This is a genomic window from Paenibacillus tritici (assembly GCF_013204885.1).
GTDB lineage: Bacteria > Bacillota > Bacilli > Paenibacillales > Paenibacillaceae > Paenibacillus_AQ > Paenibacillus_AQ tritici.
Genome location: NZ_JABMKX010000009.1, coordinates 83,578 through 96,248, shown reverse-complemented (window position 1 = coordinate 96,248; position 12,671 = coordinate 83,578). Strand labels below are relative to the sequence as shown.

Sequence of the window (12,671 nt, the reverse complement as noted above, 5' to 3'; positions counted from 1 at the left end):
GGAGTCCCTCTTAGATATGAGTGCGACTGTATTGTATCTGGTAATAGGCTTAGAATTCCACTCCGTGTTCCATAATGGTAATTCCTCTTCCCTTGGACTTCTGGTCTGCTCCGGCACCGGCAAGAATGAAGCTAAACAATACCAAAACGCTGGCTGTCATCAACAGTGATTTCTTCATGCTGTCTCACCTCCCTAATCAGTTCCCGGTATGCATTCTGCTGGATCTCCGAGGCGTAATCTCTGTTCAGTTCAAACAGGGTTACACAATTAATGAAGTCCTTTCCGCTATTCAGCCTGATGGTCAGACGCAGACAATGAATGATATAGTCGATTCCCTTAGAGCATTGGTTACGGGAGATGTGGTATATGGCGATCTGATAATAGAGACGGTAGACGCGGTCCACATTAATCGTGTCCTGGAATTGTTCGAACCGCAGCATCTCGCGGGAAAAGCGCGACATCACCGCATCGGCAGAGAACCCGAAGCGGTTCGCCGACTCCATAATGATCACCATGCCGGACAGAATCTCCCCGGGATGCTCGGATAGAAATGCTATATAGGAGGGCAGCACCGAAATGTTGCCCATCAGAATCTCAAGCGTGAAGCCGTTAGCGACAGCAAACAGCTTGAAGCTCTCCACGCTGCTGCGCCCCTCGTCGTCCAGCATTTCAAACCATCCCAGGTCCGCATATCCGGCAGTATACCGCTTGGCCAGCTCATATTCCCCCTGCTTGGTAAGCGCCGAGGCCTTAAGCAGATAGCCATGCCCGTAGTAGACCACCAGCGGGCGTTCCGCCTGGAACGGCTCCCCCCGCTTCCCCTTGGTGCGCCGCAGCTCCTCGCGGTAGATGCCATTGGCCAAGGCCCTCAGCTCATCGGCGAACTTCTCCACATCCTTCCAGCGGTGCAGCGCGAAGCATACCTTCGCCAGCTTCAGCAGCCCGTCCAGCTGCATGTCCTCGGGAAGCAGCCCGCGGTAAGGCTCGAAGCTGATGACAGCACGCAGCTTCTGCTCCATATCCACATCAGGAGTGGTCTCCAGGGATTTGAAGATCCGATACTTGCTGATCGCCATCCGTTCGGAGTAGCCGTCCTGTTCATTCTCTACAATCAGTCTGTAAAAGATGATGGATTCCTGTATTCTGCCGCTGCAGAACAGCCTCTCTGCCACCCTGTAGATAATATCCAGCGGCCTCTGATATTCCATAATCCGTCCCAGAACCTCTTCAATGCACTGCTGTTTGCCAATCTCGGCACATTTGACCAGGAAAGGCTCGACACGGCGGCGGGAGATTCTATCTTCACTGAAGCACTCGTCCACATATAGCGGGTACAGCCAGCCCTCGGGGAATCCGAAGGCCCGGGTCATGGCATCCAGCTGTCCCAGCGAGATCGGCTTAGGCGGATTGCCGTGAAGAATGGCACTGAGACTGCCGCGGTTCAGGCCGGAGACTTTGGCAAATGAGGCAAGATTATGACCCGAGCGGGACAGATTCTTCTCGATTTCCGTTCGTATAGTAGTCAGCTTCGCCTCCACCCGGCACCTCCCCCATCCATCATTCAGTTTAACCTTCTATTAATTGCCATTATAGGACATGACTATGAAAAGCACAACAAAATGGCCCCACAAATCGCAGGGCCACGGGTTCCCGGACGCCGCCGGGAGATTCATATAATATAGTCTACTGCTGTAGAGCCGCCTTATTCCTGATCCGCTGGCTCTTGGTATTCTTGCCGTAAGGGGCTGCAGCGTTCTTGCGGCTGCGCAGGCTCTCCATCATCAGATTCTGGGCCATGACAATGTACCCGTCCAGCCGCTGGCTAAGCTCCAGCACCGTATGATCGCTCAGACTCCGTTCCTGGGCCACCTCCAGCAGCTCACTTCTTAAGTTCTCTATAGTAAGGAATAGCTCATCTTCTCTGTAATCCCGGCCTTTGGCATCCGGAGAATTCTGGTAAAGGTTCACAGTCACTCACCTTCTCTCTATCAACTTCCCCCTTATCATAAATCATGATGCCAAAAAACAAAATTTGCAAAAAAAGAAAAAAATGTCGATGAAAGCAGAACTAAACCCTCTTATTTATATCCTGTTCATATCTTACCCGGATGCTCCGGCGGGTGAAATCGTTCCCCGAGTACATTCATCGCAAATGCAATCCATTCCCTTGCAGCAAAGGACAGGTAACGGTCCTTCCGCCAGATCATCCCCAACTGCCAGGGAATCACCGGCTCGGTCAGCGGAATGACGGCGATCCGCGAACGGTCGATATCCCGGCAGATGGTCTCCGGCAGCAGCGCAATGCCCATACCGGCGGCTACCATCCGGCTGATCAAGTCCCACTGTGAGCTTTCATAGACCACCTTGGGCTGAAAGCCCGCTTTGACACATTCCGATATAATCCGGTCATGCAGGGCGAAGTCCTCCCGGAACAAGACGAACTCCTCTTCCGCCAGCTCCTTCAGCGGTACCTGCTGCGCTCCGTCCAGACGGTGTCCTGCCGGGACCAGCAGTTCCAGCTTCTCTTCAACAAAGGTGAAGCAGTGGAACCTTGCCGGGTTCACCGGCAGCACAATCGCCCCGATGTCGAGCAGGCCGGACTCCACATCATCTTCCACTTTTTTGGCCCCGTCCTCATGCAGCCGGATCGTGACCTCGGGATACCGCCGGTGAAATTCCCCGATGACCGCCGGAAAGAAGCTGGCCCCCACCATAGGCGGAAGCCCGATGCGGATATGCCCCTGCTTCAGATTGCGCAGACTGTCCAGCTCCGAAGAGAGGCTGGCAAAGGACTCCACAATGTTCTGCGCCTTGACGAGCAGAAGCTCTCCGGCATCCGTCAGGCGGATGCTTTTGCCTTCCCGGTAGAACAGATCCGCCCCCAGCTCCGTCTCCAGATTACGGATCATCTTGCTGATGGTGGGCTGGGTGATATACAGCGATTCGGCAGCCCTGGAGAAGCTGTTCAGCCTGGCGGCCTGCACAAAGTACTCCAGTTGTCGGACATCCATTAAGAACCACCTCCATCTATAGACAATTGGAATGTGAGATATTCAATCTATTCATTGTACCTATGAAAGAATTAGATGTAAACTTTCAGTAAGATGAAAGGAGGTAATCATTTATGAAAAAGATTGCCTTAGGCTTACTGCAGGTTGCCGGACTTACCGTGTTCTCCCTGCTGGTTAACAGTATAACCTCATTGCTGCATATTCCTCTTCCCGGAAGCATTATCGGGATGATTCTATTATTCCTGCTGCTGGAGTCCGGCGTGATCCGCCTGAACTGGGTGGAGGCAGGTGCTTCGTGGCTGCTGGCCGAGCTGCTGCTGTTCTTCATTCCTTCGGCAATCGGAGTGATGAATTACTCCAAGCTGCTTGAATCTGATGGCCTGCAGGTGCTGGCGGTTGTACTCGTAGGGACCTTTGCCGTCATGGCCAGTTCCGGCCTGTTGACAGGGGTTATCTATAAAGTGAAGGAGCGTAGAAGCTTATGATGACCGGACTGCTATTCCTTGGACTTACCATTGCAGTATACCTTGTAACCAAACGGATCTATGCGGCCAGCGGCAAAATGTATACCTCCCCGCTGATCATCACCCCGCTGCTGATCATCAGCTTCCTGCTGATGACGGGAAGCTCCTATGAATCCTACAATGCGGGAGGCAAATGGCTGTCGGACCTGCTTCAGCCGGCGACCATCGCCTTCGCCATCCCGCTGCATAAGAACTTCAAGGTACTCAAAAAACACGCCGCCGAAATTGCGGCAGGCGTGCTGTCAGGAACGGTTATGGCCGTGCTGTCCTCGATGCTGCTGGCCAAATGGCTGCACCTGAGCGGTGATCTGGCGACCAGTCTGGTCCCCCGCTCGGTGACCACGCCCATTGCCATGAGCATCTCGCAGAGCATCGGCGGGGTTCCCAGCATTACCGCGGTCTTCGTCATTCTGACCGGTGTGCTGGGAACGATGATGGGACCCTCCGTGCTGCGCCTCTTCCATATTGAGAATGAAATCGCGCGCGGGGTATCGCTTGGAACCGCAGCGCATGGCACAGGCACCTCCAAGGCCTTCGAGCTTAGCTCGCTGACCGGCACCATCTCCAGTATCTCGATGATTCTGACGGCGCTGTTCTCCATCGGGCTGGCACCGGCCCTGCTCGCCGTCTTCCTCCACTAGGCTGCCCTTGCCCCGGCCCCGGCCAGAATTCTACAGCTTCACCGGGACTCCGCTCTGGGCAGAATCATACGCGGCGCAGGTCACCTTAAGTGTCTTGTACCCATCCTCATAATCACTGAGAATGCGGGAACGGTCTCCGGTACGGACCGCGTACAGGAACGCCTCGCTCTCTACCGCGTAAGGGTTGCCCGTGTTCTTGTATTCCTTGCTGTCCCCGCTGCGGACTTCGAGGAGACGCTCCGGGTTCCAGTCCAGCATTCCGTTGTCATTATAGAAGCTGATCCCGGCTTTGTTCACCTCACCGGGCAGCACACAGGTGTTGGAGATGCTGGCCACAATGCCGCTCGCAAGCTTCAGGGATACGGTGCCCACATCGGATACGGTCACCCCTTCATGCTTCTCGTGCATAATCCGGTTGCCGAACATGCCATAGACCTCCGTCACTTCACCGGCCAGATAACGCAGCAGGTCCACGATATGGGTCGTCTGCTCCGTGAATTGCCCGCCGGACTGTTCCTGATTGCGCCACCAGGCCGCGCCGGGCATCCCGCCCATCCATTCACCGACAATCATCCCTACCTTGTCCCCGCTGAGGAGCTGCCTCAGCCGCTGGATGTTCTCCTGATACCGGAAATGGTAGCCAACCGAGGTCAAGAGCTGATGCTCCTTGATATCCTGCAGCAGACTGGCCGGAATGGCCGTACTTGAGCCGAGCGGCTTCTCGACGAAGAAGGGAATGTCCCTGCGGATCAGCGCCCGTTCAATGGCCCCGTGCGACTGCGGAGGCACACAGATATAGACGGCATCCAGCTTGTGGCTGTCCAGCATCTCGGTAATCTCCCCATACCCTTCGGCTCCGTAAGGACGGGCCATCTCCTCACCCTTAGCCTTACTGCTGCCGCACACCGCCTTCAGCGACACCTCCTCCATGCCTGCCAGCAAATCTGCATGTACTTTGGAGAACCAGCCTGTTCCGACGATTCCGATATTGAGCGTCATGTCCTTACCTCCTGAGTAGTCTGATGAATGCCTTTTCATTGATTATACCCGCTTAGGTCAGGACAGAGTAGTCCCGCCATTCCTCAGGAAGCAATTGCCGGTAAGAAGGCTGCATAAACCGGTCATCCGCCAGTATGATGATGCCGCTGTCGTTCTCGCTGCGGATCAGCCGTCCCCCTGCCTGCTGGACCTTGCACATGCCCGGGTAAATATAGGCATAATCGAAGCCGTTCCGGCCCTGCGACTGGAAATAGCTCCGCAGCAGATTGCGTTCCAGACCTACCTGCGGCAGGCCGACACCCACGACCATTACCCCGTTCAGCCGGTCGCCGGGCAGATCCACCCCTTCGGAGAAAATACCGCCCAGTACGGCAAAGCCCAGCAGCGGCTCCGGGTTGTCCGGACGGAAGGCCGCCAGGAAGCTCTCCCGCTCCACCTCGCTCATCCCGCTGCCTTGCAGCAGTACCGGGACCTCCGGGTATTTCTCAGTGAATACCTCATAGACATTCTTCAGATACACATAGGAAGGAAAGAATACCAGATAATTGCCCTTCTTCGAGACCATCCCCTTGAGCGCATCGCTTAGCGGGTGCAGGGATGCCTCCCGGTCATGATACCGCGTCGATACCGGAAGCACCGACACCTGCCACTGCTCCTTGTGAAAAGGCGAGGCGAGACTCAGGCTATAGTCCTCCTCACCCGCACCGATCATATCCCTGTAGTAAGGCAGCGGCGAGAGTGTCGCGGAGAACAGAATCTGGCTGCGGAAGCTCTTCGCCATCTGCTGCAGCAGATGTGAAGGATCTAGATTGAACAGCTTCAGATACACATCCCCGCTGCGTACCTCGGCATAAGTAATGTAGCGTTCGTCATAGGTTTTGAAGGTGCGCAGCATCCCCTGCACCGCGTAATAGGTATCCAGCAGGCTGACTGCCCCATCGTCTTCCGCCTGTACAGCGCTGAACAGGGATGAGGCATTCAGCAGCTCCGCTTCAGCTTCGGCAGCGAAGTTCTCCAGCAGCTCCGGGAGCTCCCCGGGATACGCTGCCCACTCTCCTGCCCCCTTGTCACCGCAGCTCTTGCGCAGCGCAATGAAGAAGGCGTTCACCGCCTTGGCGGCGCTGCCGAGCCCGGGATTCGCTGCCTTGTAGGTCCGGCTGAGCGCCAGGAACGGCGCCTTGGTGAGCGAGGCCGAATACATCTCCCGCCCCCGGTCCACCAGATTATGCGCCTCATCTACCAGCAGGACCGTGTTCTTCTTCCGCTCCTCGGACATCCGCTTCAGGCTGATGCGCGGATCGTAGATATAATTGTAATCGCAGATGACGATATCACAGGTATAGGCGGCATCCAGGGAGAATTCAAATGGGCAGACCTTATGCTTATGGGCATAGCCGGCAATCGTCTCCCGCGTCATCAGCGTCTCATGCTCCAGCATATCAATCAGTGCGGCATTAATCCGGTCATAATAGCCCTCCGCGTATGAACAGGAGTCATTACCGCAGATGCCCTCTTCGCGGAAGCAGGCTTTGTCCTTGGCCGTCAGCGCAATGACATGCAGATGCAGCCCCCGGCTGTTCAGCATCGCGGCCGCCTCCTGCGCCGCAATCCGCGTAACCGTCTTGGCTGTCAGATAGAAGATACCGGCCGCTTTGCCTTCCCCCAGCGCTTTGACCGCAGGGAACAGGGTCGAGATGGTTTTGCCGATGCCTGTCGGGGCCTGGGCGAAGAGATTGGCCCCCTCGGCAATTGAGGTGTAGACCGCGGCGGCGAAATGGCGCTGACCGGGACGGTAAGCCGGGAATGGAAAGGACAGGCCGGGGATGCTCTCCCCTCTCTTCACCCTGTAGCGGACCATCATCTCGGCATAAGGCGCATACCGGCTTACGGTATCTTCAGCGAAGGCTGTCAGCGCTTCGCGGGTCATCTCCCGGTACAGACTGTACTGCGCTTCACTTCCCCGCTGTACATAAGTAAGCTTGACCTGTATCGAAGGGAGCTCCAGACCGTTTGCAAGCATGTAAGCATACATATAAGCCTGCGCCCAGTGAACCTCCCGCCCCTCCAGGGAGGAATCCGGTATTCCGGCGATGGACTTGATCTCCTCCACGGTCAGGCTGCCGTCCTCCGCAGTAAGCAGGCCGTCGCAGCGTCCGTCGATCTTGAAGCGGAGGCTGCCATGCAGAATCTCAGTCTGTAAATAGACCTCCTTGCGGTCCCCTTCCTTATATTGCTTCTGGATAAGCTGGTGGCTGCGCGTCCCCTCTGACATCGCCGCTCCGCTGCGGAAGCCGGGCTCCAGACTGCCGCTGCTGTAGGCAAATTCCACGAGTGCTCTCACCGACAGCGCAATTTCTGTGTGTTCCACCTGTTCACACCTCCAATAATTTCCGGCTCATTCCACTGCCTCAGCTTCATATTCTTCTTTTAACTCCGATATTAACCGGTCTGAGGGAATTACACGCGGTAAGGTTCCTTCAGAGCGGATTTTACGCACTCTCCAAAGCTTATACGGCGGTTTCTGATTTTTGACATTCCTTCCCTGGCACTGCATAATAAGTTCTATTGATAATGGTATTCTTATGTCCAATGCCGCTGTTTCCTTCAGCCGGGAAACCTGTTCATCCTTTAGAAAGAAGGCGAAGCTGTGTCATCCGTAACTTTGAAACGATGGCTCCTTAAGCCATTTGTGTTCTTTTCCATTCTTTTTCTGTTCAAAAGCCTCTTGGCCTGGGGCGTTATCTTTGATGATCTGCAATTCTGGAAATCAGTATTAACAGAACTGCCTTTTGTCTGGGCATTGTTTTTCCTGATTGAGCGTTTAGCCTCCAAGCGGAAGCTCGGCTATTATATGACGGTCAACCTGCTGGTTACTGCAATCTTTTTTGCCGCCATTATGTACTTCAAATACTACGGTGTCATTGTCACTTACCATGCTGCTGAGCAGGTGAACCAGGTTACTGCCGTCAGCAACAGCGTATTCTCCTTGATGGACCCTTATTATCTGCTGATCTTCACCGATATTATCGTGCTTGGCTTCTACTTCTTCATTAACAAGAACGGACGCAGCTACAAGAAGGCTACCATCAACCGTCCGAATGGCAGAATGCTGCATGTCGTGCTGTTCGCGGTCTCGCTCGGCCTGTGCCTGTTCAATATTCTTCCGAATAAGGCCAGCATGAATGAGATCAAGAAGGCCCAGGAGATGGGCATCCTTAATTATGAAGCATATACGATTTTTGCTCAAGATAAACCGGAGCTTGTACAGGCCAGTGAAATTACACAGAGCACGATTAATCAGCTTAAGGGAATCGACCCTTCGGCAGTCTCGCCTTATGCAGGTGCTGCGAAGGGCAAGAATCTGATTATGATTCAGCTGGAGTCGTTCCAGAGCTTCCTGCTCGGTCTCAAGGTAGACGGCCAGGAGGTTACCCCTAACCTGAACCGCCTGATGGAGAAAAGCCTGTACTTCACGAACTTCTATCAGATGGTCGGCCAGGGCAATACCTCTGACGCCGAATTCGTGGTCAACTCGTCTTACTATATCCCTCCGCAGGGTGCAGCTACCATGTCGTATGTTGATAAGAAGCTGCCAAGTCTGCCCCGTCTGCTGCAGGACAGCGGATACCAGACAGCCACGTTCCATACCAATGTGGTGGAATTCTGGAACCGCGGTGAGCTGTACAAAGCACTGGGCTGGGAGAATTATTATGACCACAAATTCTTCGGAGACGAGGATGCCTTCTTCTTCGGTGCTTCCGATGAAGTGCTCTACCGCAAATCCTCGGAGAAGCTGAAGGAAATGAACGAGGCCGGCAAGCCGTTCTATGCCCAGGTCATCTCCATGTCTGCGCATCACCCGTTCACTATTCCTGCAGAGAAGCATAAGATGAAGCTTCCTGAACGGTATGAAGGCACCTTTGTCGGAGATTATGTCCGCTCACAGAACTACGCGGATTATGCCTTCGGACAATTCGTGGATGAGCTGAAGGCGGACGGATTATGGGAGGACAGCCTGATTATGGTCTATGGCGACCATATGGGACTGCCCATCTATTCGCTTGATAATGACGACAAGGAACTAATGAAGGAAATCTACGGCCATGAATATAGCTACGCAGATATGCTCAATATCCCGCTGCTCATTCATGGCGAAGGACTGGCTCCGCAGAAGCTTGAGCAAGTAGGCGGAGAAGTGGATATTATGCCTACGGCGGCCAGCCTGCTGGGGGTATCCATGGATAACAACATTCATTTCGGCCAGGATCTGCTCAGCCAGTCCTACAATCTGCTGCCGCAGCGGTATTACCTGCCTACCGGCTCGTTCATCTCAAGCTCTGCACTGCTGATTCCGGGGAACAGCTTCGAGGATAATACACAATATCCGCTTGCTGCCGGAGGCACAGCTCCTGCCGGTACCGAGGATGAATATAGCCGTGCTCTGCGGCTGCGCCAGTTGTCGGACAGCTATGTTACCCAGCTCCCGGACAAAGTGCCAGCCGGCGAATAGTTCGTCAAGGAAGGATACAGAAATAAGCCAGCCCCGCTGTGATGAGGGGGCTGGCTTATTGTTATTTTAGACAGGCTGCCGGTTTTGGTGTGCTAAGTTACCGTTCCTGCTTCTCCAGCAGCAGATAGTAATGGGCGAAGTTCTCCAGCTCCTCCGGCTCAAGGATGGATAGATGCTCCTCCAGCAGCAGCAGCGAGCGGCGCTGTGCTTCTTCCAGAACCCCTTGCCCTTTATCGGTGATCGTTACAATGACAGCCCTGCGGTCATTCTCGTCAGGAACACGGGCGATCAGCCCCAACAGCTCCAGACGGTCCAGCATGACCGTGACTGCACTGGATTTCACCTCCATCTTGTCGGCCAGATGAACCACCCGCGCCTGCTTCTCCTGCGCGATCATATGCAGCAGTCCGAATTGCGGTACAGTTAACCCCAATTCCTTATGCAAAGACATCTGTGACATGATTTTGCGCTGTACCTTCCACATGGATAATCCCACACGTTCGATCAACGGATTGATTTCTTGCGACATCCCTTCCACTCCCAGTCCGTTCGTTCTGCTTCAAGCGTACCATTTTACTGGCTAGACATACAGATTTATATATATAATTCATCCTTTTCCGACACAAAATCTCTTATCTGTCGCCTGCTTAAATAGCAGCCGATGCGCTATAATCGTAGCAGTGATAACTAAAACTCACTTAATATCTTAGAATCAGGGCTGGTGATACTTGTTATGAAATTGGCAACAAAATTAACTTGGATGATGCTGATTGTGTTGCTTCTGGTTGGATCATCCATAGGCTTCTTCGGGTACAACGCTGCTTACAAGCAGATTGATGAAGCTGCAGGCATTGAATTGGTAGGCTGTGCCAATATAACCACCGGCCTTATCGATCCTGCCGACATCACTGCTCTGGCTGCAGGGGATACGAGCAAGCTAGATGCTATTGAAGACCGCATAGGATGGATCAGTGATCACAAGCCTATTTTCAAAGAAGCGTTCATCTTGTCACTGGACGGCATCATCCTCGCTGCTGATACAAACTTCAAAGAAAGAGGCTACAAAGCGGGAGATCCCTTCTACTTCTCAGATGAAGATAAAGATATGATTACCACCATGCAGCATTCTACATACTCCAAGGTGTATACCTATCAAGGTACCTCGCTCAAAACCGGCTACGGCCCCATCTACCAGGACCATGACCCTACCAAACCAATCATTGCTCTAATGGCCATTAACTTCGACGGTCCGTTAATTCAGACCCGGACGATGGATATTATCACCCAGCCCTTCATGGTCGGCAGCTCGATTCTGATCCTTGCGATTCTCGCAGCCTATCTGCTGATCCGCCGTATGGTAAGCCCGCTCACCAAGCTGTCCGCCTCCGTCAATACAGTGGCTAGAGGGGATCTTACCCAGGAGCCGATGCTCTACACGGGCAAAGACGAGATCGGCAAGCTGGCCCGTGACTTCAATGCGATGACACTGAATCTGCGGAACCTGATCACACAGGTCAATGATACCTCGATGCTGGTGGCCTCCTCTTCCCAGGAGCTGTCTGCCAGCGCCCAGGAGACTAACCGGGCCGGAGAACACAGCGTCAATGTCACCCTCGAATTGGCCGACGGGGCACACACCCAGCTCCAGAACCTTGAAGGCAGCTACAAGGCGGTCCAGGACATGTCGCAATTCATTACCGAAATAGCGGGCAATGCGGACAGTGCGATGAATCAGGCTGCCCTTAACTCCCAGAAAGCCCGGATGGGCCGTGAATCTATGGATTCCACCACCTCTCAGATGGGGATTGTGAGCGGAAGCATCTCGGATCTTTCCGGGATCATTGAGTCGCTGGGCAGCCATTCCAAAGAGATTGAGAATATTGTAGGCACAATAGCCAGTATTGCCGAAGAGACGAATCTGCTATCCCTCAATGCAGCGATTGAAGCTGCGCGGGCCGGAGAAGAGGGCCGCGGATTCGCAGTTGTGGCAGGCTCTGTACGTAAGCTGGCCGAACGGTCTGCCGGGTCTGCCCGCCAGATCGGAGAGCTGGTCAGCCTGATTGTCCATCAGATGGACAAGGCCGGAGAGACCATGCATCGGTCCACGGAAGAAATGCATCACGGCAAGGAGATGATTATAGCCGCCGGGCACTCCTTCTCCGAGATCGAGAGCTCAGTCTCTGAGATGTCTGCCCAGAGCCAGCAGATTTCATCCACGGTCCGTGAGCTAGCCCTGATCTCCGACGGGCTGGTCACCGCGATCCAGAAGATCGTCGCCGTCTCCAATCAGACAGCCGAAGGCGCGGAGACCTTGTCCGCCTCGTCTCAGGAACAGCTTGCTGCCATGCAGGAAGTCGAGTCTTCCGCCACTTTCCTCTCCTCACTCGCAGAGAAATTGCAGGTATTGGTGGAGAACTTCAAGATCTAGGCTGGAGCATCAGAGTTAAAGAAGTGAATTCATTCCATAAATTTGGGAATGTATTTTGGTAATGTATGAGGTAGCTTTCGAAGCGAACATTCAGGGATAGTTGTATTCTGTACATTTAAAAACAGTGAAAAGGTAGTCTTTCCTCTTCTAGCTGTAGTCTGTACAACTAAATTTGCCCAAATGGGCGAGAACCACATACTGATGGCAGTTTAATTGCACGAAATACAGGTAAACGGGTATTCGGCGATACATCCGGCGATTTAGTTGTACAAAGTACATTTAAGCATATGATGTGCCCCTTCATCAGGGCACGGCACGCCCTCTTGCGATGGGTTACTCTAGTTCTCACTATTTTAGATAGGATGATCCAATAGGCTGGAGCGCCGATCAGCCAGAGTACGTTAATGATGATGCTGTTCCAAGGCTGTCCCAGAAGTCATGAAATGACTGCTTGGGACAGCCTTGTATTTATTGTGTGGTCAAGTTCAGCGCTTGAGCTGATGCTGAAACCTTAATTTTTTTGGCGGATAGTACGGATGGGTACGGAGGGGCATGGAA

General features: G+C 53.7%; 10 protein-coding genes. 4 read left to right on the top strand and 6 right to left on the bottom strand.

Going from position 1 to position 12,671, the window contains the following annotated elements; all coding sequences use genetic code 11:
- Positions 1 to 131 precede the first annotated feature (131 nt).
- The 3 genes from HQN87_RS17245 to cidR form a co-directional block, all read right to left on the bottom strand.
- On the bottom strand, positions 132 to 1,538 hold the full coding sequence (locus HQN87_RS17245) for a DNA-binding protein (protein WP_173135964.1): 1,407 nt from the start codon (positions 1,536 to 1,538) through the stop codon (positions 132 to 134).
- Positions 1,539 to 1,683: 145 nt separating this feature from the next.
- Positions 1,684 to 1,974, bottom strand: coding sequence for an aspartyl-phosphate phosphatase Spo0E family protein (locus HQN87_RS33025; RefSeq protein WP_343221859.1), 291 nt, complete (start codon positions 1,972 to 1,974; stop codon positions 1,684 to 1,686).
- A gap of 119 nt (positions 1,975 to 2,093) precedes the next feature.
- Positions 2,094 to 3,011, bottom strand: a complete 918-nt coding sequence (gene cidR, locus HQN87_RS17235; RefSeq protein ID WP_173135962.1) for a cidABC operon transcriptional activator CidR — start codon at positions 3,009 to 3,011, stop codon at positions 2,094 to 2,096.
- Positions 3,012 to 3,124: 113 nt separating this feature from the next.
- Here cidR and HQN87_RS17230 point away from each other — a divergent pair, with 113 nt between their 5' ends.
- Both HQN87_RS17230 and HQN87_RS17225 read left to right on the top strand, forming a co-directional pair.
- A complete protein-coding gene (locus HQN87_RS17230; protein ID WP_173135960.1) occupies positions 3,125 to 3,496 on the top strand; it encodes a CidA/LrgA family protein in 372 nt (123 codons plus the stop codon).
- The gene (locus tag HQN87_RS17225; RefSeq protein WP_173136361.1) at positions 3,496 to 4,176 is read left to right on the top strand and encodes a CidB/LrgB family autolysis modulator; all 681 of its coding nucleotides are present in this window, start codon (positions 3,496 to 3,498) and stop codon (positions 4,174 to 4,176) included. Before HQN87_RS17230 ends, HQN87_RS17225 begins: the two co-directional genes overlap by 1 nt.
- A gap of 30 nt (positions 4,177 to 4,206) precedes the next feature.
- Here the strand turns inward: HQN87_RS17225 and HQN87_RS17220 are convergent, their stop codons facing one another.
- Both HQN87_RS17220 and HQN87_RS17215 read right to left on the bottom strand, forming a co-directional pair.
- Positions 4,207 to 5,175, bottom strand: a complete 969-nt coding sequence (locus tag HQN87_RS17220; RefSeq protein WP_173135958.1) for a Gfo/Idh/MocA family protein — start codon at positions 5,173 to 5,175, stop codon at positions 4,207 to 4,209.
- A 52-nt stretch (positions 5,176 to 5,227) separates the two neighbouring features.
- Positions 5,228 to 7,543 (bottom strand): ATP-dependent DNA helicase, encoded by a 2,316-nt coding sequence (locus HQN87_RS17215; protein WP_367272740.1) that lies wholly within the window; start codon positions 7,541 to 7,543, stop codon positions 5,228 to 5,230.
- Positions 7,544 to 7,837: 294 nt separating this feature from the next.
- Between HQN87_RS17215 and HQN87_RS17210 the strand changes: the two genes are divergently transcribed.
- Positions 7,838 to 9,685: an LTA synthase family protein gene (locus HQN87_RS17210; protein WP_216857341.1), complete on the top strand. Its 1,848-nt coding sequence runs from the start codon at positions 7,838 to 7,840 to the stop codon at positions 9,683 to 9,685.
- Positions 9,686 to 9,782: 97 nt separating this feature from the next.
- Here HQN87_RS17210 and HQN87_RS17205 read toward each other — a convergent pair whose 3' ends face one another.
- Positions 9,783 to 10,214 (bottom strand): MarR family winged helix-turn-helix transcriptional regulator, encoded by a 432-nt coding sequence (locus tag HQN87_RS17205; protein WP_173135954.1) that lies wholly within the window; start codon positions 10,212 to 10,214, stop codon positions 9,783 to 9,785.
- A gap of 231 nt (positions 10,215 to 10,445) precedes the next feature.
- Between HQN87_RS17205 and HQN87_RS17200 the strand changes: the two genes are divergently transcribed.
- A complete protein-coding gene (locus HQN87_RS17200; protein WP_254075536.1) occupies positions 10,446 to 12,113 on the top strand; it encodes a methyl-accepting chemotaxis protein in 1,668 nt (555 codons plus the stop codon).
- Positions 12,114 to 12,671 lie beyond the last annotated feature (558 nt).